This window comes from Phycobacter azelaicus, assembly GCF_014884385.1.
GTDB lineage: Bacteria > Pseudomonadota > Alphaproteobacteria > Rhodobacterales > Rhodobacteraceae > Phycobacter > Phycobacter azelaicus.
In genome coordinates, this window is the sequence record NZ_WKFH01000003.1 from 1,100,001 (window position 1) to 1,124,511 (window position 24,511).

22 protein-coding genes and 1 tRNA gene are annotated in these 24,511 nt (G+C 60.3%); 8 read left to right on the forward strand and 15 right to left on the reverse strand.

Translation table 11 applies throughout. The features are described from left to right. Positions 1 to 301: 301 nt before the first annotated feature. From INS80_RS06305 to INS80_RS06350, 10 genes are all read right to left on the reverse strand, one after another. On the reverse strand, positions 302 to 652 hold the full coding sequence (locus INS80_RS06305; RefSeq protein ID WP_192964819.1) for a RidA family protein: 351 nt from the start codon (positions 650 to 652) through the stop codon (positions 302 to 304). A 45-nt stretch (positions 653 to 697) separates the two neighbouring features. Further along, positions 698 to 1,798 (reverse strand): NAD(P)/FAD-dependent oxidoreductase, encoded by a 1,101-nt coding sequence (locus INS80_RS06310; protein ID WP_192964820.1) that lies wholly within the window; start codon positions 1,796 to 1,798, stop codon positions 698 to 700. After that, positions 1,795 to 2,820 carry a histone deacetylase family protein gene (locus tag INS80_RS06315; RefSeq protein ID WP_192964821.1) on the reverse strand — a complete coding sequence of 342 codons (1,026 nt, stop codon included), beginning with the start codon at positions 2,818 to 2,820 and terminating at the stop codon, positions 1,795 to 1,797. The genes INS80_RS06310 and INS80_RS06315 overlap by 4 nt, the downstream gene beginning before the upstream one ends. Beyond that, a complete protein-coding gene (locus tag INS80_RS06320; protein ID WP_192964822.1) occupies positions 2,817 to 3,308 on the reverse strand; it encodes a GNAT family N-acetyltransferase in 492 nt (163 codons plus the stop codon). Before INS80_RS06320 ends, INS80_RS06315 begins: the two co-directional genes overlap by 4 nt. Further along, complete coding sequence (gene kce, locus INS80_RS06325) at positions 3,308 to 4,234, reverse strand: 3,5-dioxohexanoate:acetyl-CoA acetone transferase (protein WP_192964823.1); 927 nt, start codon at positions 4,232 to 4,234, stop codon at positions 3,308 to 3,310. Before kce ends, INS80_RS06320 begins: the two co-directional genes overlap by 1 nt. 3 nt (positions 4,235 to 4,237) lie before the next feature. Then, on the reverse strand, positions 4,238 to 5,575 hold the full coding sequence (locus INS80_RS06330) for an aminotransferase family protein (protein ID WP_192964824.1): 1,338 nt from the start codon (positions 5,573 to 5,575) through the stop codon (positions 4,238 to 4,240). Between the two features lie 40 nt (positions 5,576 to 5,615). Further along, on the reverse strand, positions 5,616 to 6,695 hold the full coding sequence (locus INS80_RS06335; protein ID WP_192964825.1) for an ABC transporter ATP-binding protein: 1,080 nt from the start codon (positions 6,693 to 6,695) through the stop codon (positions 5,616 to 5,618). Positions 6,696 to 6,760: 65 nt separating this feature from the next. Further along, positions 6,761 to 7,903 carry an ABC transporter substrate-binding protein gene (locus INS80_RS06340; RefSeq protein WP_192967209.1) on the reverse strand — a complete coding sequence of 381 codons (1,143 nt, stop codon included), beginning with the start codon at positions 7,901 to 7,903 and terminating at the stop codon, positions 6,761 to 6,763. Positions 7,904 to 7,961: 58 nt separating this feature from the next. Further along, positions 7,962 to 8,747 (reverse strand): ABC transporter permease, encoded by a 786-nt coding sequence (locus INS80_RS06345; protein ID WP_192967210.1) that lies wholly within the window; start codon positions 8,745 to 8,747, stop codon positions 7,962 to 7,964. A 17-nt stretch (positions 8,748 to 8,764) separates the two neighbouring features. Beyond that, positions 8,765 to 9,631: an ABC transporter permease gene (locus INS80_RS06350; protein ID WP_192964826.1), complete on the reverse strand. Its 867-nt coding sequence runs from the start codon at positions 9,629 to 9,631 to the stop codon at positions 8,765 to 8,767. A gap of 98 nt (positions 9,632 to 9,729) precedes the next feature. Here INS80_RS06350 and INS80_RS06355 point away from each other — a divergent pair, with 98 nt between their 5' ends. Then, positions 9,730 to 10,704, forward strand: coding sequence for a LysR family transcriptional regulator (locus INS80_RS06355; RefSeq protein ID WP_226892576.1), 975 nt, complete (start codon positions 9,730 to 9,732; stop codon positions 10,702 to 10,704). A 5-nt stretch (positions 10,705 to 10,709) separates the two neighbouring features. Here INS80_RS06355 and INS80_RS06360 read toward each other — a convergent pair whose 3' ends face one another. After that, positions 10,710 to 11,066, reverse strand: coding sequence for a hypothetical protein (locus INS80_RS06360; RefSeq protein WP_192964827.1), 357 nt, complete (start codon positions 11,064 to 11,066; stop codon positions 10,710 to 10,712). An 81-nt stretch (positions 11,067 to 11,147) separates the two neighbouring features. Then, positions 11,148 to 12,020, reverse strand: a complete 873-nt coding sequence (locus INS80_RS06365) for a MurR/RpiR family transcriptional regulator (RefSeq protein ID WP_192964828.1) — start codon at positions 12,018 to 12,020, stop codon at positions 11,148 to 11,150. Positions 12,021 to 12,175: 155 nt separating this feature from the next. On the opposite strand from INS80_RS06365, the gene INS80_RS06370 reads away from it, so the two are divergent. The 7 genes from INS80_RS06370 to INS80_RS06400 all read left to right on the forward strand — a co-directional run bounded on the left by INS80_RS06370 (position 12,176) and on the right by INS80_RS06400 (position 20,356). Continuing rightward, the gene (locus INS80_RS06370; protein ID WP_192964829.1) at positions 12,176 to 12,961 is read left to right on the forward strand and encodes an N-formylglutamate amidohydrolase; all 786 of its coding nucleotides are present in this window, start codon (positions 12,176 to 12,178) and stop codon (positions 12,959 to 12,961) included. After that, positions 12,954 to 13,550, forward strand: a complete 597-nt coding sequence (locus INS80_RS06375; protein WP_192964830.1) for a TRAP transporter small permease subunit — start codon at positions 12,954 to 12,956, stop codon at positions 13,548 to 13,550. The genes INS80_RS06370 and INS80_RS06375 overlap by 8 nt, the downstream gene beginning before the upstream one ends. After that, positions 13,550 to 15,052, forward strand: coding sequence for a TRAP transporter large permease (locus INS80_RS06380; protein WP_192964831.1), 1,503 nt, complete (start codon positions 13,550 to 13,552; stop codon positions 15,050 to 15,052). Before INS80_RS06375 ends, INS80_RS06380 begins: the two co-directional genes overlap by 1 nt. 48 nt (positions 15,053 to 15,100) lie before the next feature. Beyond that, positions 15,101 to 16,135: a TRAP transporter substrate-binding protein gene (locus INS80_RS06385; protein WP_192964832.1), complete on the forward strand. Its 1,035-nt coding sequence runs from the start codon at positions 15,101 to 15,103 to the stop codon at positions 16,133 to 16,135. Positions 16,136 to 16,271: 136 nt separating this feature from the next. Next, positions 16,272 to 17,624 (forward strand): glutamine synthetase family protein, encoded by a 1,353-nt coding sequence (locus INS80_RS06390; protein ID WP_192964833.1) that lies wholly within the window; start codon positions 16,272 to 16,274, stop codon positions 17,622 to 17,624. A 68-nt stretch (positions 17,625 to 17,692) separates the two neighbouring features. After that, on the forward strand, positions 17,693 to 19,075 hold the full coding sequence (locus INS80_RS06395; protein ID WP_192964834.1) for an aldehyde dehydrogenase family protein: 1,383 nt from the start codon (positions 17,693 to 17,695) through the stop codon (positions 19,073 to 19,075). A gap of 135 nt (positions 19,076 to 19,210) precedes the next feature. Then, the gene (locus tag INS80_RS06400) at positions 19,211 to 20,356 is read left to right on the forward strand and encodes an iron-containing alcohol dehydrogenase (protein ID WP_192964835.1); all 1,146 of its coding nucleotides are present in this window, start codon (positions 19,211 to 19,213) and stop codon (positions 20,354 to 20,356) included. Positions 20,357 to 20,880: 524 nt separating this feature from the next. Here INS80_RS06400 and INS80_RS06405 read toward each other — a convergent pair. The 3 genes from INS80_RS06405 to INS80_RS06415 form a co-directional block, all read right to left on the reverse strand. Then, positions 20,881 to 20,956, reverse strand: a tRNA-Thr gene (locus tag INS80_RS06405). Between the two features lie 256 nt (positions 20,957 to 21,212). Continuing rightward, positions 21,213 to 22,685, reverse strand: a complete 1,473-nt coding sequence (locus INS80_RS06410) for a globin-coupled sensor protein (protein WP_226892577.1) — start codon at positions 22,683 to 22,685, stop codon at positions 21,213 to 21,215. Between the two features lie 62 nt (positions 22,686 to 22,747). Beyond that, entirely contained in the window at positions 22,748 to 24,373 is a 1,626-nt protein-coding gene (locus INS80_RS06415; protein ID WP_192964837.1) for an adenylate/guanylate cyclase domain-containing protein, read from the reverse strand. Between the last annotated feature and the right edge of the window lie 138 nt (positions 24,374 to 24,511).

Here is a 24,511-nt window from a genome sequence, read left to right on the forward strand (position 1 = left end):
CCCAAAAATCAGTGAAAATAGAAAATCTTTAATTACCAAATACAATCAATAACTTAACGATATTTCACTCGAATAAGATGGGAAACATACTGCCGTGGACTGCAGGAATCGGACCGTTCAACGACACGACTCGGAAGAATCCCCGCGAGTCACAATTCGCGCTGCAGGAACACTCTCGATTTCCGCCTTCTGAACCAGCTTTGTCAGATGATAGGCCCCTTTCTGAAGGGCCCCACAAACGAACAAAGCCCAACGACTCCGCCGGGCTTTGAACTTTCACCAAACAGCATGACGCAGTCGGTCAGGCTTTGGCCGCCGTGACGATGAACTCCACCAGGTACTCAGGTGTGGCAAGCTTTGCCTCTCCGCAGGCGCGGGCAGGCGTGTGGCCCTCGGGCACCCATGCATCCCAGACCTCGTTCATCTCGGCAAAGTCTTTCATGTCCGCAAGCCAGATCACCGTCTGGAGGATCCGGGTCTTGTCACTGCCGACCTCAGCCAGAAGCGCATCGATCTTTTCAAGGCAATCTTTGGTCTGCTGGGCAACGCTTGCACCTGCGGTGCCCACCTGACCGGCAAGATAGATGGTGTCACCGTGGGTGACGATCTGGCTCATACGGGGGCCGGTGTGTTTGCGGGTGATCTCACTCATGGTTTTATATCCCTGTCTGTGAAAGTGATCTGAGCCTGCGGCCAGTCAGCGCTCAAAACGCTGCGGACTGACGGCAGATGTTATGGCTTCACCGATAGCGGGCTGAGCGCCCTTGCACAATGCCGCAGTCATGGCCGCAAGCGCGGGGGCTGTTTGCACTCCGTAGCCGCCCTGCCCTGCCAGCCAGAAAAAGCCGTCGGCACGCGTGTCAAAGCCCACAACCGGAGTGCGATCAGGGGCGAAACTGCGCAGGCCGGCCCATGAAGCCTCGACCCGTGTCACTGGGACCGTGACCGCCTGCTCGTAGCGATGCAGCCCCTCGGCCAGAACCATATCGTCGGCCCAGGCGTCATGCGGATCCACCGGGTCTTCGTCGGCGGGGGACACCATCAGTTTGCCCGCTTCGGGCTTGGCGTACCAGGCTTCGGAGGCCGAAGCGAAAAGGGGCCAGCGTGATGGGTCCTGCCCGTCTGGTGCAGGCAGAATCGCGGCAGAGCGGCGCAAGGGACAGACCTCAATCGCTGTGGCACCTGCCATCTTTGCGAGGCCAGACGCCCAAGCTCCGGCCGCGTTGATCACAATGGGTGCCGAATAGAGCGCTTCGCCCACCGTTACCTCCCAAACGCCTGAGCGACGGGTCAGGTTCCCCACGCGTGCCGCAGTCTTGACCTGCCCCCCTTGGCGCTTCAGCGCTGTGGCATAGCCTGACAGCATTCGATCAACGTCGATATCCTGCGCGTCCCATTCAATCACGGCCCCCATGATACGTTCGGGGCGCAGGATCGGGACCAATTCCACCGCCTGCTGAGCCGTCAGTCGTTCCAGCCCGGTGGCGCCCTTGGCGTAGTCTTCCAGGGCGGCCAGTTCGCTCTCATCTGCCACCAGCATTTCGCCGCGCGGGGACAGAAGCGAGCGGTCCGAGATCCCCTCGGGCGCCTCCAGCACCGGGGCCGAGGCGGCATTCAGCGCCCGCAGGGTTTCGTTGCCGTAGTTGCGAATGAAGATCGCAGCCGAGCGTCCCGTGGCGTGATAGCCAATCTGCGGCTCCGCCTCGAGCACCAGCACCGACATGTCGCGCGCGAGTTCCGCAGCGGCAGAGATTCCGGCTATGCCGCCGCCAATCACGATGACATCAAAGCTCTTCACGCGCCCTCCTGAAACCCCGTCAGGGTTCGGGTCAAGTTTTCACCCAGGGAATCGGAGAGATAGCCACCCTCCTGCACGAAGAGGACCGGCAGGCCCGTCGCCGCGATGGCCGCGCCAATGCGAGCGAAGCCCTCTTTGGTGACGGCCAGCCCTTCGAAGGGATCGTCGATCGAGGCATCAAGGCCCAGCGCAACAACCAGCACATCGGTGCCAAAGCTCTTGACGCGCTGCAGGGCGGTGTCCAGCGTCTTGAGGTAGTCGTCGTCCCCGGTGCCACGCTGCAGAGGCAGGTTCAGATTATAGCCGAGGCCGCGCCCCTCGCCGCGCTCCTGCGCGTGCCCCCAGAAGAAGGGATAGAACCGCGCCGGGTCGGCATGGATCGAGACGGTCAGCACATCGTCGCGGTCATAGAAGATGCCCTGGGTGCCGTTGCCGTGATGCACATCCACATCGAGGATCGCCGGGCGCAGACCGGCGGCACGCAGACGTTCGGCCGCGATGCCGGAGTTGTTGAGGAAGCAAAAGCCCCCCGCCAGATCGCCGAATGCATGGTGCCCCGGCGGGCGCGACAGGACATAGGCCGCGCGCTCCCCGTCCCGGATCAGGTCCGCGCCGGTCACGGCAGATTGGGCCGACCAATAGGCGGCCTCCCATGTGCCTTCTGCAATGGGGCAAGCCGTGTCTGCCTGATGAAACCCCGCCTGCCCCACCGCGGATTTCGGATAGCCATCGGTGCGGCGCGCGGGATGGATGTTGGGGATCACCTCTTCGCCCGCGCCGGGGATGCGCTGCCAGCGGGTGTAGATGGTCTCAAGAAAGGTAAGGTATTCCGCCGAATGCAGCGCTGCTATGGGGCCAAGGCCTGCATCTTTGGGCGCCTCAAAGCTACAACCTGCCGCAACCGCACCCGCATGCAGGACCTCGATCCGTTTCGGCTGTTCTGGGTTGGGCAGAATGGCGCCATTGGCCATGAAATGCTTGGGGTCGTGGTTCCACTGACGCTCGTCGAATATGGCTTTCATCGCTCTCCTCTCAGGGCCGCGCATCCGGCCTCATCCAATTTCATTTCCGTCTCAGTGATGACCGGGGCAAAGCCCAGCCGCTCGTAGAACCTGCGCGAATCCTCGCTGATGTCATAGACGTTGAGCTTGAGGAACTTCGCCTGCCACCGGCGCCGACCTTCTTCGAGCACAGCCGTCAGCAGGCGCTGGCCCAGCTTTTGCCCGCGCATGTCCTCGCTCACCCATAGGTCAGACACATAGACCCCCGCTGCTCCGCGCATGGTGGAAAACAGCGGCGTGAAAACGCTCACCCCGACCATGCGCGCCGCCGAAGGCGGCCCGTCTTCGGCCAGGATGGCACCAAAGATTGGATCATCCCCAAAGCCCGCACGCAAAAGATCCGCTTCGGTGCCATGGTGCGTATCGCCAAGGTCTGCCGAAAGATGCTCCAACGCCTTTTGCAGCGCAGGCACATCTTCGGCGGTGGCATTGCGAAACCGGACCTCCATCAGATCGCCGTCCGGTCCGCGCCTTTCAGATCCAGCATCAGGCGCGCCTCATCCGGGCTGGCGACCTCGCGGCCCAGGTCCTCGACGATACGGCGGATCTTGCTCACCTGTTCGGCGTTGGTCTTGGCCAGTTGCCCGCGCGAGATCATCAGGCTGTCCTCCAGCCCCACGCGCACATGCCCGCCCATGGCCGCGCCCATTGTGATCAATGGCATCTGGTGACGCCCTGCCGCCAGCACCGAGAACATGTAGCTGTCGCCAAACAGCTTGTCAGCGATCAGTTTCATATGGGTGAGGTTCTCCGGGTCTGGTCCAATTCCGCCCAGGACACCAAAGACGAACTGGATGAACAAGGGCGCCCGTACCAGCCCCCGATCCACAAAATGCTTCAGCATGTAAAGGTGGCTGACATCATAGCATTCGAACTCAAACCGCGCGCCGCGCTGCTGTCCGAGCTCGGTCAGGATCTGCGCCATGTCGCGCGGGGTGTTCTTGAAGACCAGATCGTCAGAGTTTTCCAGAAACGGCTTTTCCCAGTCGTGCTTCCACTCGGTGATCCGCTCCGCCGCGGGATAGAGCGCGAAGTTCATCGTGCCCATATTGAGGCTGCACATTTCCGGCTCGGCCATCTTGGGCGCTGCCAGACGATCCTCCAGCGTCATCACCGCGCTGCCCCCGGTCGAGATGTTCAGCACCGCATCGCTCGCCTGCTTGATGCGCGGCAGAAAAGCCTTGAAGTGGTCACTGCTGGCCGAAGGCTGGCCGGTTTCGGGATCACGCGCATGCAGATGCAGGATCGCCGCCCCCGCTTCGGCGGCGCCCAGCGCATGCTCGGTGATCTCATCCGCCGTCACCGGCAGATAGGGCGACATCGACGGCGTATGGATCGAGCCGGTGATGGCGCAGGTGATCAGGATCTTGGACATGTCTTAACCGGCTTTCAGTGCGGGGTGTATTTCGTCGGTGAGTTGAACAAGCGAGGCATCAAGCCCTTCGATGATCTCATCCAGATGGGTGTCACTCACGATCAAGGGTGGGCAGACAAGGATATGGTCCCCTTCCACCCCGTCGCGGGTGCGGCGCGAGTAGACGATCAGCCCCTTGTCATAAGCGATGTCCACAAAGCGTTGATAGGCGTTCATCGCCTTGGGCAAAGGCGCCTTTGTGGTGCGATCCGACATGAACTCAAAGGCGGTCAACAACCCCTTGCCGCGCACGTCGCCAAGGATCTCATGCTTCTGCATCAGACCGTGTAGGCGTGCGATCAGCTTGTCGCCCATCTCTGCCGCGTTTTGGCATAGACCCTGCGCCTCGATCTCTTCCACCACGGCCAGCCCCGCCGCGCAGGCCAGAGGGTTCCCGGCATAGGTGAAGCCATGGGCAAAACCGCCCGCATCCAGCACCGGATCGACCAGCCGTTCATCGGCGATCATCGCCCCCAGCGGCACGTAGCCAGAGCCGATCCCCTTGGACATCACCACGATATCGGGGCGTGTGCCCCAGTGTTCACAGCCAAGGAAGGTGCCCGTGCGCCCGGCACCGGTCATCACCTCGTCCATGATCAAGAGGACTCCATATTGGTCACAGATCTCGCGGATCCGCTCCATATATCCCACAGGCGGGACCAGCGCCCCGGTGGATGCGCCACCAACGGGCTCCAGGATGAAGGCGAGGACGCTTTCAGGCCCTTCGGCGAGTATCTTCGCCTCCAGCAAGTTAGCATAATGCTCCCCGGTGGCGGGATCATTTGGATCAAGCCCGTCGAGATAGGCGCGCGGAGCGGGCACCTTTGGCATGTCCTGCATCATCGGTGCAAAGGGCGCTGACAAAGTGGTATAGCCGGTGACTGCCAGCGCGCCCAGCGTGCAACCGTGATAGGAGGGGCTGCGGGATATCACTTTCCAGCGGCTCTCCTGCCCGGTGGCCAGCGCATATTGCCGGGCCATCTTCATACCGCTTTCCACTGCTTCCGATCCACCGGAGACGAAGAACACCTTACTGAGCCCCTCGGGCATTAAGCCGGCCAGACGCGCCGCCAGCTGCTCTGAGGCTTCGGTTTCAAAATGCAGCCGGTAGCCGAATGTGGATTTCTCCATCTGCCGCTGCATCGCCGCCAGCACAGTCTCGTTCGAATGGCCGATATTGCAGACCATCGCGCCAGAGGAGCCGTCCAGATAGCGCTTGCCATCCTTGTCCCACATGTAGACGCCGCGCGCCTGTTCCAGCACCGGTTTGCGGCCGCGGCCCTGATAAAAGAGATTGCTCATGCTGTGATCCCGATCGCGAACTTGTCTTGTCTGGTTAGATTCAGGCGCCCGCCAGTGCCGCGCAGTCCTGCGGGCGGAAGGCGGCGGTTACACTCTGCCCTTCGGCAAAGGGGCGGCCATCGATCATGTTGATCGCCTGCAATTGCGTGTCGCCCACGCGCAGGAAATATCGCACCGTCTGGCCCTGATAATCGACAGTTTCGACCACGGCTTCGGCGGTGACCATGCCAGCGGTGTCGCTGCCCGGCGCCATCAAAACCAGCTTTTCAGCCCGCAGCACCAGTTTGGCGGCGTCCCCCGCAGTGACGGCAGGCGCCTTGCCCGCGGGCACCGAAACGCTGCCGAATAGCGGCACATCCAACATGGCCGCTTCCGCGTCCTTGGTGACGCAGCCACCGGCAAGGATGTTCGAAGCCCCCAGGAAGTTCGCCACGAATTCGCTGGCCGGAGTGTTATAGACCTCTTCGGGGGTGCCGACCTGCTCGATGCGGCCAGCGCTCATCACCACGATCTTATCCGACATGGCGAGCGCCTCGGACTGGTCATGGGTCACAAAAACGGTGGTCACACCGATCTTGGACTGGATGCGCTTCAACTCGACCCGCATGTCTTCGCGCAGGTTGGCATCCAGCGCCGACAGGGGTTCGTCGAGCAAAAGAACCTCCGGTTCGATCACGATGGCGCGGGCCAGGGCGATGCGCTGCTGCTGGCCGCCCGACAATTCCTTGGGATAGCGGTGCCCCACGTCCGGCAGCTGCACCAGCTCCAGCGCCTCTTGTACGCGGCGGGCCACGTCGGATTTCGGGACATTGCGGTACTTGAGGCCAAAGGCGATGTTTTCGGCCACGGTTTTATGCGGGAACAGCGCATAGTTCTGGAACACGATGCCGAGGTTGCGCTTGTGGATCGGCACGTCGTTGACGCGTTTGCCGCCGATCAGGATTTCGCCCTCGCTCGGGTCCAAGAGACCCGCGATCATGCGCAGGTTGGTGGTCTTGCCACAGCCGGATGGCCCCAGAAGCGTGACAAAGGCGCCCTCGGGGATCTCAAGGTTGGCCTTGTGCACAGCCGTGAAGGTGCCAAAGCGTTTGACGATATTGTTCAGGGTAACGGAACTCACGGGGGCGCTCTCCGGATGGAAGTTCATGGGTGCCCCCTCCCCGAGTGGGGAGAGGGCGGGAGGGATCAGTAGCCCTTCTGGACGCGGCCAAAGGTCTTGGACCAGGCGGCCTCGTGACCGTTCCAGAAGTCCGGATCAGCAAAGGTCAGGCCCGACAGGGTGCCGGTGGGATCAAAGGCCGGCAGGGTCGGGATCTTGTCGCCCAGATCCACCTTGGTCGGGTCCAGAGCGGTCGGGTAGTTCTGACCTTCGGCAACCGCGATAGAGGTTTCCGGCGCCAGCATGAAGTTCAGAAGCTCCTCGCAAGCCTCCATGGGCGAGCCTTTCATGACGAACAGGCATTCCTGCCAGCCAAAGCCGTTGGGCGGATCCATGTAGCCGATGTCGTGGCCCTGCTCTTGCAGCGCGAAGATGCGGCCCGACCAGGCTTCGGTCACGTAGATCTCTTCTTCTGCCAGAAGGCTCATCAGCTCGGCGCCCGAACCCCAGTATTTAAGGCTCAGATCCCGGTGGGTGCGCACCGCATCCCAGGCCGCATCCTCGTCCGAGATCTCGTTCGGGTTCTGGCCGGTCTGCAGGGCCGCGTACCACATGCGGGTGCGCCAGTCGCTCCAACCGGCAATCTTGCCCTTGTGGGCCTCGTCGATCAGGATCTTGGCGCCTTTTTCCTTCATCTCGTCATCCGAGATGTACTTGCGGTTATAGGCCAGACCGGTTGTGCCATAGTCATAAGGCACGCAGGACAGCTTGCCGCCCGAGACACCACGGAACACATCGACCAGTTTCGGGATCACGTATTCGAGGTTGGGGATATTCGCCTCGTTCAGCTCGGAGCTGAGACCCAGCGCGTGATAGCGGGCATAGTCGAAGACGCCGGAAAGGTGTGCAATGTTGTATTCGCCTGGCTGGCTCGCCTTGACGCGCGACAGGTACTCGTCGCCGCCGCCAAAGGTGCCATCGACCACCTTGATGCCGGTCTTGGCGGTATAGGGGTCAAAGGCGTGCTTACGGAAGGCTTCACTGACAACGCCGCCCCAGCCGTCAAACCGCACCTGATCGGTGGTCGCCGCATGGGCGTATTTGGCGAAAGGCGTGGAGACGCCATAGGCGAGGCCCGCCGCGCCGATCAGTCCCAGAAAGCTGCGGCGATCCAGATCGCCGTTCATATAGCGCTCGCGGGCGCGCTCATAACGGGTTGTATTATCCATTTTCTTGGTCATTTCAGTCTCCGTGTTGGTCTGTCTTTTTATGAAGTTGGGTGCGGTTCTAAGTGCCGCTTTTGCGGGCCATGGCCCGGGCGATGGCCAAACCGAGGAGCGGAAGGCCAACGGTCATTACGATCATCACTGTGCCCAGCGCGTTGATTTCCGGGCTGATCGAGTTTCTCAGCATGGCAAAGATCTGCGTTGGCACGGTTTCAACGCCGCCGGGTTTCCAGAACAGTGTGCCGGTGATGTCATCAAAGCTGATGGTGAAGGCGAAAAGCGCGCCTGCCAGAACCGCCGGCATCATCAGGGGCAGGGTGATCTGGAAAAAGGTCTGCACCGGGGAGGCGCCAAGGCTCATCGCGGCTTCTTCGACGTCGCGCTTGATCGACACAAGCCGCGCCTGCACCACTAGAATGACAAAGGGCAGCGTAAAGATCACATGCCCCGCCAGCAAAAGGCCAAAGCTCTTGTTCACTCCGAGGAAATTCAAGAACAAGAGGAGCGCGACGGCCAGCACCACCTCGGGCACCAGAATGGGCGCGATCAGCAGAGTCGAGATCGCATTGGCCCCCGGCACCCGGTAGCGCACCAGCGCAAGGCTTGCCAGAACCCCCAGCGTGGTCGAAATCAGCGCGGTCAGCAGCCCCAGAATGATCGAGGTGCGAAAGGCGCGCAGGATCGCCTCATTGCCGGCCAGTTCGACGAACCAGCGGAAGGAAAAGCCGGTCATCGGGAAGTTGCCGAACTGGCTGGCGTTGAAGCTCAAGAGCACGACGACGGCCACCGGCAGGAACATGAAGATATAGACGAGAACGGCCCAGCCACGGATCAGGGCCCAGCCCATGTTGAAACGAGTTTCCATCAGCCCAGCCCCTTCATCAGCTGGGCCATGCCCAGGTAGCGGTTATAGATCATCACCAGCGCGCCGAGCACCGCGAGCAGCATCAGCGACAGGGCCGAGCCAAGGGGCCAGTTCAGCTGGGTGATGATGGCCTCAAAGACGAGGTTGGCGAACATCGCATCGCGCGGCCCGCCCAGAACCAGCGGGGTGATGTAAGTTCCGGCACCAAGGACGAAACACAACAGGCCACCCGCTGCCAGGCCGGGCAGCGACAGCGGCAGCGTCACCTGCAGGAACGCTTGCCACTTGGTCGCGCCCAGAGAATTGGCGGCGTTTTCAAGATTGGTGTCGATGCCATCAAGGCTGACAAAGATATTCAGGATCATGAAGGGCAGGAGGAAATGCACCAGGCCCAGGATCACCGTGACCTCGTTATAAAGCATCTGGATCGGCTCATTGATGATGCCCATCGCCATCAGCGCCGAGTTGAGCGCGCCCGAGACGCCAAGGATGTTGATCCAGCTCATCGTGCGGATGATGTAGCTGATCCAGAAGGGCAGCATCAGCAAGAGAAGCAGCACCGCCTTGTTGCCTTGCGAACGGGCGATGAAATAGGCTGACGGATAGCCCATCAGCGCGCAGGCCACTGTGGTGATCGCTGCAATACGCAGGGTGCTGATCAGGATGTCCCGGTAAAAGGGATCAGTGAGCGCCTCTTCCCAGTTATCAAGGTGAAACCCCGCCACATCGGCGCCGGTGGCGGTGCGCAGCCAGAAGCTGTAGACCAGAATGAACAGCAGCGGAACGAACAACAGCAACGTCACTGCAGTCAAGGCTGGGGACAGCAGAATCCAAGGCTGACGCGCCTCTCGTTTTTCGACGGACATGGTCTTTCCCTGTTGATGCCCGTGATACCCGGGCTTGACGAGACCATGCAAAACCTGCCCAGTATAGATCAAATAGATAATCAAAATTGTGAATATAGATGAGATCTATGACCAATGAGGCCCGTTTCGCCCCCGACCGCATCGCCCGCGAGCTGGACTGGAATCTCTTGCGCACCTTCGTGGTGCTTGCAGAAAGCCATTCCATCACAGAAGCGGCGCAGCAGCTGCGGCTGAAACAGCCCTCGGTTTCCGCGGCGCTGAAAAAGCTGGAGGACCGCATCGGGCGCAAGCTGATCAACCGCTCACCAGGCCACTACCAACTGACTGATGCGGGGCGGCTGTTGTACCGCGAAGCGCTTGATATCAACGGGTCAATTCTGCGTCTTTCGACCCTGATGCGGGAACTCACGGATGAGGTGCAGGGACATATCAAGATCGCGGTCGCCAGCCATGTGGTTTGCCCGCTGTTTGACGAAGTTCTGGCCGAGTTTCACAGCAATCACCCCAAGGCGACGCTGTCGATTGATGTGCGCTCCAGCGCCGATGCCATTGCGGAGGTGGCCGCCAAACGCGCCTCATTCGCGCTTTGCCTCGTGCGGGACCACAACCCCAAGCTTGAGTATCGCCGTCTCTACCGCGAATTCTTTGGGCTGTTCTGCGGGCCGCGCCATCCATTGTTCGGACGCAAGGATCTGACCGTTGCCGACCTTGCGGGTCAAAGTTCGGTCAGTTTTGAAACCGACCGGCTGCATGATGTGCTGAAACCCGTGACTGTCATGCGGGCGCAGGCGGAACTTGGCGACAAGGTGACAGGTCTTTCCAGCCACCTTGAGGAAGTGCACCGTATGATCGTGGCCGGGATCGGGATCGGCCCCCTGCCCGTCCATGTGGCGGCACGTGATGTGCGGGATGGTCTATTGTGGCAGGTGCCCCCCTATGACGATCTGCCCGCGCTCGACGTGCACGTAGTGTGGAACCGCCACGCGGCCAAGAACCGCGCCGAAGAGCTGCTGATCGGCGGGCTGCTCGACGCTATCGAAGCCACCCCGATCGAGGATCGCACTTATCGCTGACAGCCTTAGATGGACAGGCGCCAAGCCCCGTTCACGTCCTTACAAAACTTGCGATTGATCAAGCTGGCTTGTTCCGCCCCCTTGGGGTGGGCTTTATGCTGCAGAACGATGCAATTGCCCTGCTGATCGACAACCGTGACCTTCCCATAGGCGGCAGAGTCAGGGTTGCTCCATGCCTCGGAGGTGCCTTTTCGGGGCTGCGCCACACCGTAGAGCACAGCCTCTGCCTGGATCATCATTTCCAGATCCACCGGGGTAAAGCCCGATTGCGACAGGATACGGCTCAGCGGCTTGCCGACGACGGGCGCTGCGGCCAGCATGGCAACACTCAGGGCGGCAAGGGTCTTGGCAAAAGGGGTCATAAAGCTGTGGCCTCGATGTGAAATCTGATCTCGCCGGTAATGTGGTGCAATGGTGGCTCTTTGTCCACCAGAGGTCGTCTCTCAGGTAAACTTGCGGAACAGCCGGGTCATGTCGAACAGCTCATCCAGCCGCTCGTAACGTTCGCGGGTCTCATCCCAGCCCTCCTCCTGGGTGGCGGCAATCATCGCCTCCAAGAGCATCATCGTGGAGATGTTCGAATCCCAAGCCGAGGGAATTTCCACCCAGCAGTTGAACGTATGCTGCGCGACCGAGGTGATGGGACTGGCCCATTGATCTGTGATCAGGATGATCTTGACGCCCCGCTCGGCGGCAAGCTCTGCCAGACGTTGCAGGTTAGTCTCATAGCGCCGCACATCGAACATCAACAGCGTATCGCCCGCCTCCATATCCAGCACGTAATGCGGCCAGGTGGCAGATGAGGATGTCATATGCGTCACATGCTGCCGGATCGCCTGGAAGTGGGTAAAGGCATAGTCTGCCAGCGCCCGCGTGATTCGCCCGCCAACCACGTAAAGCCTGCCCTCGGTATCGGAAAGCTGGCGTACGGCAAGGTCGAATTGTTCGTAGTCAAGATTGGAAAAGGTCTGGCCAAGGTTGTCGGTCACGGCCTGTGCAAATCTGTTCAAAAGATGCCCTTCGGGCGCCTCGGCGGCCCAGTTGGCGCGCCGCTGCGTAGGTCCGGAGACCTGCGCCTCAAGCTCTTTCAGCAAGGCCTGGTGAAACTGCGGATAACCCTTGAAACCCAGCTTCTGCACCATGCGCGCCACGGTCGGGGTCGAGACGTCCGCGTTGGCCGCGACGATGGTGATCGAGGCCAGCCCAGCCGCCGGATAGTTCTCAAGCAGGGAGTTCGCGAATTTGCGCTCGGACTGTGTCAGAGTGGAATATTGTTCGCGGATCAACTCGCGCACGCTGGGGGCGGGTTTGGACACAGGCGATCACCTCCACATCTGGTCGTCGGTCAAAAAACAGGCAGCCGCGGCACCCTACATGGTCTCGAGAGGGATCGCAGGAAAAACTTGACTGGAAGGATATTGACAGAAATACCAATGCATGAAAACATTTTTCCAAATCTGGGGAGTGCTGCATGTCATCGGGCGAGTCCAACGCTCAAAAAGAAGCCGTGGAGATCTTCAACGCCGATGGTGCGGGGGATGTGCTGATCCTGTGCGAGCACGCCAGTTACGACATTCCAGACCGTTACAACGGGCTAGGTCTTGCCGAAGCGGACCGGACCAGCCACGCAGCCTGGGACCCGGGCGCGCGGGCAGTGTCCTTGGCGCTTGCCAAGGCTCTGGATGCACCCATGGTGGCAAGTACGGTGTCGCGGCTGGTCTACGACTGCAACCGCCCCCCCGAGGCACGCTCGGCCATGCCGGTCAAATCCGAAGTGATCGAGGTTCCCGGCAATGTCGGCCTCACAGCGCAGGCACGCGAAGAGCGGGTTCGCACTGTCTACAAGCCCTTCTGCAACGCCGTAAGTGCTGTTCTGGCAGCGCGCAAGGCAGCAGGGCGCGAAACCGTTCTGGTGACCGTGCACAGCTTTACCCCTGTCTATTTCGGCACCCATCGCGCCGTTGAAATCGGCATCTTGCACGACAGTGACAGCCGTCTGGCAGATGCCATGCTGGCCGAAGCACACCGCCTGCCCGATCGACAGATCGCGCGCAACGAACCCTATGGGCCCGAGGATGGGGTCACGCACTCCCTACGTCTGCATGGGCTGGAAAATGGTCTTGCGAACGTGATGATCGAAGTGCGCAACGACCTCTTGCACAATACCAGGGACGAGGCCGCCATGGCCGAGGAGTTGCTCACCCTGCTGCGTCCGGCGCTAGCTGCACTTCAGAGCGAAAGGCAGGCAGATGCCTAGTTTCATTCACGCATATGTGCGGGGCATTGATGCGATGAACCGGTTCATCGGCCGCTTTGCCATGTACCTGATCTTCGCCCTGATCGGCGTGCTTTTGTGGTCTTCGGTGTCAAAGACCTTTTTCACCCCTTCGCTCTGGACGCTGGAGACCGCGCAATTCGTGATGGTCGCCTATTACATCCTCGGCGGGCCATACTCGATCCAGATGGGATCGAACGTGCGAATGGATCTCTTCTATGGTGGCTGGTCCGCCCGGACCAAGGCCTGGGTCGATGGATTCACAGTGCTGTTCCTGATGGTTTATCTCGGCATCCTCTTTTACGGCGCTGTCAGCTCCACCGCCTATAGCCTTGGCTATTTCGGGATGGAGCCTTTCTCCTTTTTCGGGGATCTGGTCTGGACGCTGATCACCGAGGGGCCAACCGCCGCCGCTGAGAAAATCGGATATCTAGAGCGCAGCTCCACCGCTTGGCGGCCCTTCCTGTGGCCCGTCAAATTCATCCTCTGCTTCGGTGTCCTATTGATGCTGCTGCAATGCCTTGCCGAATTGTTCCGGGATATCGGACGCCTGCGCGGAGTGGACCTCTGATGCCCTATGAAATGATCGCTCTCGTGATGTTTGCCGGCATGATGCTGATGCTGATGACCGGCCAGCGCGTCTTTGGCGCCATCGGATTCGTCGGTGCGGTTGCGGGCCTGCTTCTGTGGGGCACCGGCGGGGTGGAGATTCCGTTTTCGGCCGCGATGAAGCTGATGAAATGGTATCCGCTGCTGACCCTGCCGATGTTCATCTTCATGGGCTACGTTCTGTCGGAATCCAAGATTGCTGACGATCTCTACCGCATGTTCCACGTCTGGATGGGACCGGTGAAAGGCGGGCTTGCCATCGGCACAATCGGCTTGATGGTGCTGGTTTCGGCCATGAACGGTCTGTCGGTCGCGGGCATGGCCATTGGCGCCACCATCGCCCTGCCTGAGCTTTTGCGGCGCGGCTATGACAAGATACTGGTGACGGGCACCATTCAGGCGGGATCCAGTCTGGGCATTCTGGTGCCACCTTCGGTGGTGCTGGTGCTTTACGCGATGATCGCGCGCCAGCCGGTTGGGCAGCTCTGGCTCGCCGGTGTGATCCCCGGCCTTTTGATGGCGACCATGTTCATCGTCTACATCTACATTCGCGCGCGGATGCAGCCGAACCTTGGCCCCGCCATGACGCCCGAGGATCTGGCCGAATACGACCGCGTCAGCGACCATCCGCTGCGCCTAAATCACATCGTTCTGGCGGCCCTTGTGGTGATCCCGCTGGTGGTGAAACTGGGCATCGTGGCGCCGAAATCCGCCATCGGCCTCGCCCTTGGCGCTGCGGCGCTGTCCTTTGTCACCCGCAAGATCCCGCTGTTCTACACGGACCTGTTCCTGAAAGAGAAATATCGGCTCTTGTTTTCCGGCGTGCTGCCGCTGGCGATCTTTGCCGCGATGATGATCCCCTTCGTCAACGGCTGGACCTCTCTGGTGGAAAGCTCGGCCATCGGTGCGATGACAGCCTTTATCGCTGCGGTCCTCAAGGGACGCATGAACAAGGAAGTGTTTGAGACCTCGGTGCGCTCCACCCTTGGGATTTCCTGCATGTTCATGTGGATCATCCTCGCTGCGCTTGGCTTTGGGGCGATCTTTGATGGTCTCGGCGCCGTAAAAGCCATCGAGGATCTGTTCACCACGCAACTGGGTCTGTCGCCTTGGATGATCCTCATCCTGATGCAGCTCAGCTTCATCGTGATGGGCACTTTCCTAGATGACACCGCCATGCTGGTAATCGTCGCGCCGCTTTATGTGCCGCTGGTGGGGGCGCTTGGCTTTGATCTGATCTGGTACGGGGTGCTTTACACGATCACCACCCAAATCGCCTATATGACGCCGCCTTTTGGCTACAACCTCTTCCTGATGCGCGCCATGGCGCCGCCCGAGATCGGGCTGAAGGATATTTATGTCTCCATCATCCCCTTCGTAGCGGTGATGGTGGTGGCGCTGACGCTTGTGATGCTGTTCCCGCAAATCGCTTTGTGGCTGCCGGAACTGGTTTACGGAAAATAATCAACAAGAGCCCCGGTCGGGGGCCCTATTTCAACAAGGAGAGAAGTGATGACAACAAGACGTAAGTTTCTGACCACCGCTGGCGCTGGCGCCATGGCCGCCCCGCTGGCGACCCCGGCCCTGGCCCAGTCCACCATCAAGTGGCGCATGCAGACCTATGCCGGTGCGGCGCTGGCTGAACATGTGGTGAAACCCGCCATCGACATGTTCAACAAGATCGCAGGCGACCGCATGCAGATCGAACTGTTCTATGCCGACCAGCTGGTGCCCACGGGCGAATTGTTCCGCGCCATGCAGCGCGGCACCATTGATGCGGTGCAGTCCGATGACGACTCCATGGCATCGCCAACCGAAGTCACCGTCTTTGGCGGCTACTTCCCCTTTGCTTCGCGCTACAGCCTCGATGTGCCGGTGCTGTTCAACCAGTACGGCCTTAATGAGATCTGGGACGAGGAATACTCCAAGGTCGGCGTCAAGCACATCTCGGCTGGCGCCTGGGATCCCTGCCACTTTGCCACCAAGGACCCGATCCGCTCTCTCGCGGACCTCAAGGGCAAGCGCGTCTTCACCTTCCCGACCGCAGGCCGCTTCCTGAGCCAGTTCGGCGTGGTGCCGGTCACCTTGCCTTGGGAAGACATCGAAGTCGCCGTTCAAACGGGCGAGCTGGACGGGATCGCATGGTCGGGCATCACCGAAGACTATACCGTTGGCTGGGCCGACGTGACCAACTACTTCCTGACCAACAACATCTCGGGCGCATGGGCAGGCAGCTTCTTTGCCAACCAGGGCCGCTGGAACGAGCTGCCGGAAGATCTGCAGACCCTGTTCCGCGTCTGCTGTGACCAGTCGCACTACTATCGTCAGTGGTGGTACTGGGGCGGCGAAGCCTCCCTGCGCGTCAATGGCACCAAGATGGAGCTGACCTCGATCCCCGATGCCGAATGGCAGCAGGTCGAAGACGCCGCCGTGAAGTTCTGGGACGAGATCGCAGCCGAAAGCCCAACCAAGGCCAAGGTCGTCGAGATCTTCAAGAAATATAACGCCGACATGACCAAGGCTGGCCGCCCCTACCGCTACGGCTGATCGGCACGCATTGTAACACACTCTCCGGCCCGCGATTTATCCTTGCGGGCCGGGAACCGGAACCGAGACTTTGCCCGCAGGCGCCACTCTGACAGCAGCTTGGCCCTGCGGGCCGCAACCTGAAAGGGCCTACCTCATGCTCTCCTTCGACACGCTCAAATCCCAGGTTGCCGATGGCACCGTGGACACCGTTCTTGTGTGCCTTGTGGACATGCAGGGACGCCTGATGGGGAAACGCTTCCACGCCAAGCATTTCGTCAACAGCGCCTGGGAAGAAACCCATTGCTGCAATTACCTTTTGGCCACCGATCTGGAGATGGCAACGCCCGATGGCTATGCCTCCACCAGCTGGGAAGGCGGCTATGGCGACTATGTGATGAAGCCGGACCTGTCGACCCTGCGCCCGATGCCCTGGCTTGAGGGCACCGTCATGGTGCTTTGTGATGTGCTGGACCACCATACCCACAAGGAAGTCCCGCACTCCCCGCGCGCAATCCTCAAGAAACAGATCAAACGCCTGGCCGAACTGGGTTATGACGCGATGATGGCCACCGAGCTGGAGTTCTTCCTGTTCGAGAAAAGCTTTGGCGAGATTGCCAAATCGGGCTTCCGCGATCTGACGCCGATCTCCGCCTATAACGAAGACTACCACATCCTGCAGACCACCAAGGAAGAACACGTGATGCGCCCCCTGCGCAATCACCTGTGGGACGCAGGCATTCCGGTCGAAAACACCAAGGGTGAGGCCGAAGCGGGCCAGGAAGAGCTGAACATCAAATACGATGAGGCCCTCAACACCGCCGATCACCACACCATCGCCAAACATGCAGTCAAGGAGATCGCCTGGCAGCAGGGCCATGCCGCGACCTTCCTGCCGAAATGGCACCAGGACAAGGTCGGCTCTTCTTCGCACGTGCACCAATCGCTTTGGAAGGACGGAAAGCCTGCCTTCTATGACGAAAGCGACCCCCTGGGGATGAGCCAGTTGATGAAACACTACATGGCCGGGATGCTGAAATACGCGCCCGACTACATGTATTTCCTGGCGCCCTACATCAACAGCTACAAGCGCTTCATGAAGGGCACTTTTGCCCCCACCCGCATCATCTGGTCGGTGGACAACCGTACCGCGGGCTTCCGCCTCTGCGGTGATGGCACCAAGGCAGTGCGCGTCGAATGCCGCGTCGGTGGCTCGGATATCAACCCCTATCTGGCCATGGCCGCCCAGCTGGCGGCGGGCATCGCAGGTATCGAGGAAGAGCTGGAACTGGCCCCTGCCGCCAAGGGCGACGTCTACCAGGGCGACACCGGGATGCTCCCCGGCAGCCTGCGTGAGTCTCGTGAAACCCTGAAAGGCTCCGACATGCTGCGCGCCGCCTTTGGCGACGAGGTGGTGGATCACTACGTGCGCGCCGCCGAGGTCGAGATCGAAGACTTTGAGCGTGTTGTGACCGACTACGAGATCGCACGCGGATTTGAGCGGGCCTGATCTTGCCCGTCACCTGAATGACTGACACGGGCAGGACAACATTCTGCCCGCAACCAAAAGAGGATGGCATGAGCCAGACACTGAAATGTATCTCTCCGATCGACGGATCGGTCTTTGCCACGCGAGACACCTTGCCCCGCAATGACGCCTTTGCCGCAGCATCTCGCGCCCGCGCCGCGCAAGCCGCCTGGGCCGCCCGCCCTTTGCAGGAGCGGATCGACCTCGTGATGGCCGGTGTCGCCAAGGTTGGCGAAATGAACGACGAAATCGTTCCGGAACTGGCCCATATGATGGGCCGCCCGGTGCGCTATGGCGGCGAATTCGGCGGCTTCAACGAGCGCGCCTCCTACATGGCCGAAATCGCCAAGGACTCGCTTGCCGATATCGAAGTGGGCGAGGATGCGACCTTCAAGCGCTACATCAAGCGCGTACCTCATGGCGTGGTATTTGTGGTCGCGCCCTGGAACTATCCATACATGACCGCGATCAACACCGTGGCCCCAGCCCTGATTGCGGGCAACACCGTGGTGCTGAAACACGCAACGCAGACACTCTTGGTCGGTGAACGCATGGCTGCGGCCTTCCACGCGGCGGGCGTACCCGAGGACGTGTTTCAGAACGTCTTTCTTGATCACGACACCACGTCCGAGCTGATTGCCCGACGGGCCTTCAACTTTGTCAATTTCACCGGCTCGGTTGGCGGCGGTCAGGCGATGGAGCGCGCAGCGGCGGGTACCTTCACCGGCGTTGGCACCGAACTGGGCGGCAAGGATCCGGGCTATGTGATGGAAGATGCGGATATCGACGCGGCAGTCGACACGCTGATCGATGGCGCCATGTTCAACTCGGGCCAGTGCTGCTGCGGGATCGAACGGATCTACGTACACGAAAGCGTCTATGATGCCTTCCTCGCCAAGGCGATCGACATCGTCAAAGGCTACAAATTGGGCAATCCGCTGGACGCTGAGACCACCATCGGCCCGATGGCAAACGTGCGCTTCGCCAAGGAAGTGCGCGACCAGATCGCCGAGGCGCTTGAGATGGGCGCCGTGGCCCATATCGACACCTTTGCAGAGGATGATGGCGGCGCCTACCTCACCCCGCAGATCCTGACCAATGTCACCCACGAGATGCGGGTGATGCGCGACGAAAGCTTTGGCCCCGTGGTTGGCATCATGAAAGTCTCATCCGACGAGGAAGCCATCGAGCTGATGAACGACAGCGAGTTCGGCCTCACCGCCTCGCTCTGGACCAAGGATGTGGAGCGCGCGCAGACCGTCGGCGATCAGATCGAGACCGGCACCGTCTTCATGAACCGCGCAGACTATCTGGATCCGGGCCTGTGCTGGACCGGTTGCAAGAATACCGGGCGCGGCGGCGGCCTGTCTGTGATCGGCTATCATAACCTCACTCGCCCGAAATCCTATCACCTGAAAAAGGTGACGGGCTGACCATGAAAATCCTTTCCTCCCTCACACCCAAGGGCGGCGACCGCCCGGGTGGGCGCGAATGCGCCCGCCGTGGGGGCGGGCGGGCGCAGCCCGGGCCGCAAGCGCCCCGGGCCATTTATCTCGAAAGGTAGCAACATGTCTCTCGTTGGAAACTGGTCCTATCCGACCGCAATCAAGTTCGGCGCTGGCCGGATCCAGGAACTCGCCGAGGCCTGCGCGCAGGCTGGCATCAAGAAACCTCTGCTGGTCACCGACAAGGGTCTCGCGGATCTTCCGGTGACCCAAGGCACGCTCGACATAATGGAGGCGGCTGGCCTTGGTCGTGGCATGTTCTCGGAAGTCGACCCCAACCCCAATGAAAAGAACCTTGAGGCGGGCGTTGAAGCCTACAAGGCGGGCGGCCATGACGGCGTGATTGCCTTTGGCGGCGGCTCGGGGCTGGACCTTGGAAAGATGGTCGCCTTCATGGCCGGTCAAACCCGCCCGGTCTGGGATTTCGAAGACATCGGCGACTGGTGGACCCGCGCCGACGCGGACGCCATCGCACCGATCATCGCCGTGCCAACCACCGCCGGCACTGGCTCCGAAGTAGGCCGCGCCTCGGTTATCACGGACAGCGTCACCCACCAGAAAAAGATCATCTTCCACCCGAAGGTGCTGCCCACCGTGGTGATCTGCGATCCAGAACTGACCGTGGGCATGCCGAAATTCATCACTGCGGGCACCGGGCTTGACGCGTTTGCGCACTGCGTCGAGGCGTTTTCCAGCCCCCATTACCATCCCATGTCCCAGGGTATCGCGCTGGAAGGCATGCGGCTGGTCAAGGACTACCTGCCCCGCGCCTATGCCGATGGCACCGATATCGAGGCGCGCGCGCAGATGATGTCGGCCGCGGCCATGGGCGCTACGGCATTTCAAAAGGGTCTTGGCGCCATCCACGCGATGAGCCACCCGATCGGCGCGGTCTTCAACACCCACCATGGCACCACCAATGCGGTCTGCATGCCTGCGGTGCTGGACTTCAACGCCCCCGTGATCGCGGATCGGTTCAACCAGGCGGCGGCATATCTTGGTATCGAGGGCGGCTTTGACGGCTTCCGCACCTATGTACAGGAGCTGAACGACAGCCTCGGCATTCCGCGCAAGCTGTCGGATCTGGGGGTCACGGAAGAGTCGATCCCAGAACTGGTCAAGGGCGCGATCATCGACCCTTCCTGCGGCGGTAACCCGATTGAGTTGACCGAAGCCAACCTGACCGAGCTGTTCCGGGCCGCCCTTTAACGCAGCCTCGTCTTGTCGCCTTGCCAGTTCGGTAAGGCGACAAGGCCTTGCAGCCGCTTTGTTGCACAAATCCACGTCGGGGATTCATCTTATTAATCCAGCCTGAAAGCCTGCGGGCATGAGCAATTGATCCCCTACGAAGCAGAAGTCCGGGAAATCTCGGCAGATTGATCGAGACATTTCCGCATACGTCGAACGCACGGTCCGGACCACAAACGAAACCGTGGTGAAAGCGCTCGAGAACAGGATATCCGAACTGCAAGCTGAAAAGGTCAAGGTAGACGAAGCGGCCGCCAAAACAGCCAGCCCCAGCCGAGAATTCGACGAGATGTTCGAACTCTCAATGCGATTTCTCGCAAATCCTTATGAAATATGGGGAAAGGGGGATTTGGCGACCAAGAAAACAGTACTCCGACTGGTTTTCGCCCACGCTCTCACACACAGCAGAAATGAAGGACTTCGAACCTCAGAAACCACCTTTCCGTTCAAGGTGTTACGGTTCCTGTCCGGCACGGATTGGAAGATGGTGCCTCAAGAGGGACTCGAACCCCCGACCTTGTCCTTACGAAGGACCTGCTCTACCAGCTGAGCTATTGAGGCTGATCGCTTGTTCATTTACCCACGGAGGCCGATCGGTTCAAGCGGAAACAAAGGGACCCGTGTCGCGACATGGGGTCCCTTTGATGCGACAGTTTGCGCAGGGCCAAACAGGCCAGGATCAGCTCAGGCGCCACCCGAAAAGGCATGCACAGGTCAGGCGATCAGGGCGCCCGCCAAACCAAACGCATCAGGCGTGCTCAAAGGTCCTTGTCAGAGCCCGGAACACGCGCTGATAGGCCAGAATGGCCCGCGGTTCCTAGGCAACAGCAGCTCCCAACCGGCCCTGTTCACCAGACAGATGCGCCTCATAATCCCGGTCCAGCGCGTTTTCACTTCCCATGGCTGTGCTGAAACCATCCATCGTGGATTTCAACTGCCCCGCATCCTCGACCAGCTTGGAGCAGGTCTCGTAGACCTCATTCGCCTTTGTCGCATTGTCCAGCGTTGTGCGACCCAGTTCGTTCATGCTGGTGTCGATTTCCTGCAGGCTGAGCGACTGGCGGGTAATTACGGCCGAGATCTCTGTCATCACCTGGGACACGTCCAGCACGCCTTCGCGGATCCCCGACAGGCTATCGCCGGTGGCGCGCACGAGATCGCTGCCATCGTTTACATGGACAGAGCTGTCGGCGATCAGCGATTTGATCTCAGTCGCGGAATCGGAGGCACGCGCGGCCAGAGAGCGCACCTCAGAGGCGACCACCGCAAAGCCACGGCCGGCCTCACCCGCACGCGCGGCCTCAACCCCGGCATTCAACGCCAGAAGGTTGGTCTGGAAGCTGATGTCCTCGATCACGTCCACGATCTTTGCGATCTTGGAGGAGGAGCTTTCGATCCGCTCCATGGCCTCGATTGCCTTTTCTACCACCAGTCCGCCCTGCTCAGCGTCCTTGCGATTGGTTTCGGATCGTTCGGTGGCCTTTTTCACCATATCGGTAGCCTCGGTGGTTCCCGAGGTCACGTTGCTGACTGCGGCGACAGCCTCTTCCAGTGTGGCGGCCTGTTCTTCGGCGCGGTGGGCCATCTCTTGCGTCAGGACAGACGTCGAAGCGATCTTGTCAGCAACCGAATGCGAACGAGTCGTGGCATCGGACAGGATCCCGGACCAATGTGCGATCAGGTTGTTGTAGGATTTGCGGATGCCATCAAAACGGGGCGGAATACCATCTTCAACTCGGATCGGTTTGGCCAGATTTCCTTTTTCCAGCTCGTGAATACCCGCAGTCAGAACATCCAGAGCTTTGCTTTGCTCGGCGTGCTGAGCCTTAAAGTAAGCATCAATCACCCGCTCACAATCAGCCAGCATCAACCGGTTGAGAAGCTGGATCTGTTTGGACAGTTTCGCCCGGCCAGTCATGCGTTTACGGATCAAAAGATCCATCATGTCGGCCCCGGCTGACGCGTAGCCGCCAAGATACTGGATGAAAGGCAGGCGCAGCTCGTAATGAACCTTGCCGACCCGCGCTGCCGATTCGAAATAGTCCTGACCGAAGCTTCCCGAAAACAGTTTCTGCCAATGCGATTTCTGAGCCGCTTTGGCATGCGCAACTGTCTTGTCATCGGGGAAAAATTGGCGAGTTTCGGGCCGTTCCAGAACGCGAGCATAAAAGCGGTCCAGAACGTGATCCATGTGCGGGATTAGGGAGTCTCTGGTGTCCCTGATCAAGTCTTTGCAGTCCGTATCCAGGCAAAACCACTGAAAAAAACTATTATGGTCGGAAGATGACATAGCATGACCTTTAGAATGTGAAGTCTCAAAAAGCTTCTGCCACCCAGACCTTTTATAACATCTTAAAGTGATACGTCAGATGCATGGATTATTCGGCGTAAGATGCCAATTTTTATGCATTTTAATTCTGCGAAAAATCGAAACGCAGCGCAATTTGCCTGCCACAGGCAACCCAGACTTGCGCCATGCAGGATTGCGTCACATGGCAGGTTTTCACATGGGTAGAGGGTCGCCACGCTTTGGCTGACGTGGCGTGGCAACAGATCCTGCTCAGAGGGTTGAGGGCGGGCCGATGGCACGCACCAGACGCGCATGGCCTGATCAAGGCCACGAATATCCTGCGCGTCACGCACCACGAAAGCCTCCAGCAAATCCGGTGCCGCATTTTCGAATAGAACCTGTTTGCGCAGATCGTCGCTCATGACGATCCGGGCCTTGAGCGGGCGGGTCATCTCTTCAAGACGCGCTGCCACGTTTACGGCAGTCCCGATGACGGCATATTCCAGACGGTTCGCGCCAATATCGCCCAAGACCGTCTCGCCGTAGTGAATGCCGATCCCCGCGCAGATCTCCGGCTCGCCACGGCGGCGGCGATCCCGGTTCCACTCATCCAATGCCTCTTGCATGGCAAGGGCACAGGCCAGGGTATCAGTCGCATCCTGCGGACCTGCCATGGGTGTGCCGAAGGTCGCCATCAAACCATCGCCAAGGTATTTGTCCAAGGTACCGCGATGACGAAAGACCTCGCGCTCCATCCTGCCATGGAATTCGCGCAGCAGCTCGATCACACGGTGGGGGTCCTGCCCCGCGCTCATCCGGGTGAAACCGACGATATCGATGAAAAGAACTCCCACATCCTGGCTACGGACCTGTTTCAGAGGCTCGTCATTCTGCGACAGCTGATTCACCACATTGGGCGAGAAATAGCGCGACAGGTTGGCCCGCTCCCGCTCCAATCCCGCATTGTTCATCAAGAGCGTGCTGAACCGACGCGAAGACACGCCGAGCGTCACGGCCACCAGCAGGAAGACAAAGATCTCCTGGATTCGCAGCGGAAAATCAAAGTTGTTCGGGTCCATCTCGATGGCCAGCTCGGTCCCTGCGCCAAAAGCAGCGGCAGCAGCAGCGGCCAATTCGGGGAAAGGTCTGGCGAAATACCAGGCAAGCCCCAGAGCAACCGCCCACATCACCGAGGTCCACACGCCGATGGCAATTACCGTACGCCAGGAAAACGCCAGGGTGCCTCCGGCAAGGATGACGAAGAAATAGATAAAGTTATCGAACCTGTACTGCATGGCCAGCGGCAGGGTATCGGGGCTGAACGGGTTGGGCGCCACAATGCCCACGGTCATGATCAGCAGATCGAGGAAGATCAAAGACAACTCGGCGCGGGACCGGCCCACGCGTCCGAACCGCTGGATCAGCCAGCCGTTCACGCAAAGCAGGAACAGAATGAAGTGATAATACAGGACGTCCCAGGCCGGATTGACCGCCACCAGAAAAACCGAGATGACCCCCATTGCAACAAAGCGCGCCCGAACTGCCAGTTCCAGTCCTTCCCGCTTGTGCGTCGCAAGAGCGTCCGCCGCGTACTGGCTGTCCCCGACCGGGTCAGGCGCCTGATCGGCATCCGCCTGCCGTGTGTTCAGAGCCGTACCCGCCGCCGTGTTCGCCACCGTATCCGCCATGATCCGTTCCTTCGTTCCCATCTCAACAATAGGCATCGCCCCGGCCCGGCGCACCCCCTATCGGCGGAGTTGAGACAAAAAGGCCCCGCCGATACGGGCGGGGCAAGGTGAGGCACCCGGCCCCGGACCAAAGGTCGG

Coding starts and splice junctions, on each gene's coding strand:
- INS80_RS06315 (WP_192964821.1), bottom strand. CDS start 2,820: ATGAAAGCCATATTCGACGAGCGTCAGTGGAACCACGACCCCAAGCAT.
- INS80_RS06410 (WP_226892577.1), bottom strand. CDS start 22,685: ATGTCATCTTCCGACCATAATAGTTTTTTTCAGTGGTTTTGCCTGGAT.
- INS80_RS06370 (WP_192964829.1), top strand. CDS start 12,176: ATGTCATCGGGCGAGTCCAACGCTCAAAAAGAAGCCGTGGAGATCTTC.
- INS80_RS06340 (WP_192967209.1), bottom strand. CDS start 7,903: ATGGATAATACAACCCGTTATGAGCGCGCCCGCGAGCGCTATATGAAC.
- INS80_RS06355 (WP_226892576.1), top strand. CDS start 9,730: ATGAGATCTATGACCAATGAGGCCCGTTTCGCCCCCGACCGCATCGCC.
- INS80_RS06400 (WP_192964835.1), top strand. CDS start 19,211: ATGTCTCTCGTTGGAAACTGGTCCTATCCGACCGCAATCAAGTTCGGC.
- INS80_RS06395 (WP_192964834.1), top strand. CDS start 17,693: ATGAGCCAGACACTGAAATGTATCTCTCCGATCGACGGATCGGTCTTT.
- INS80_RS06320 (WP_192964822.1), bottom strand. CDS start 3,308: ATGGAGGTCCGGTTTCGCAATGCCACCGCCGAAGATGTGCCTGCGCTG.
- INS80_RS06385 (WP_192964832.1), top strand. CDS start 15,101: ATGACAACAAGACGTAAGTTTCTGACCACCGCTGGCGCTGGCGCCATG.
- kce (WP_192964823.1), bottom strand. CDS start 4,234: ATGTCCAAGATCCTGATCACCTGCGCCATCACCGGCTCGATCCATACG.
- INS80_RS06345 (WP_192967210.1), bottom strand. CDS start 8,747: ATGGGCTGGGCCCTGATCCGTGGCTGGGCCGTTCTCGTCTATATCTTC.
- INS80_RS06375 (WP_192964830.1), top strand. CDS start 12,954: ATGCCTAGTTTCATTCACGCATATGTGCGGGGCATTGATGCGATGAAC.
- INS80_RS06350 (WP_192964826.1), bottom strand. CDS start 9,631: ATGTCCGTCGAAAAACGAGAGGCGCGTCAGCCTTGGATTCTGCTGTCC.
- INS80_RS06330 (WP_192964824.1), bottom strand. CDS start 5,575: ATGAGCAATCTCTTTTATCAGGGCCGCGGCCGCAAACCGGTGCTGGAA.
- INS80_RS06390 (WP_192964833.1), top strand. CDS start 16,272: ATGCTCTCCTTCGACACGCTCAAATCCCAGGTTGCCGATGGCACCGTG.
- INS80_RS06415 (WP_192964837.1), bottom strand. CDS start 24,373: ATGGCGGATACGGTGGCGAACACGGCGGCGGGTACGGCTCTGAACACA.
- INS80_RS06380 (WP_192964831.1), top strand. CDS start 13,550: ATGCCCTATGAAATGATCGCTCTCGTGATGTTTGCCGGCATGATGCTG.
- INS80_RS06305 (WP_192964819.1), bottom strand. CDS start 652: ATGAGTGAGATCACCCGCAAACACACCGGCCCCCGTATGAGCCAGATC.
- INS80_RS06360 (WP_192964827.1), bottom strand. CDS start 11,066: ATGACCCCTTTTGCCAAGACCCTTGCCGCCCTGAGTGTTGCCATGCTG.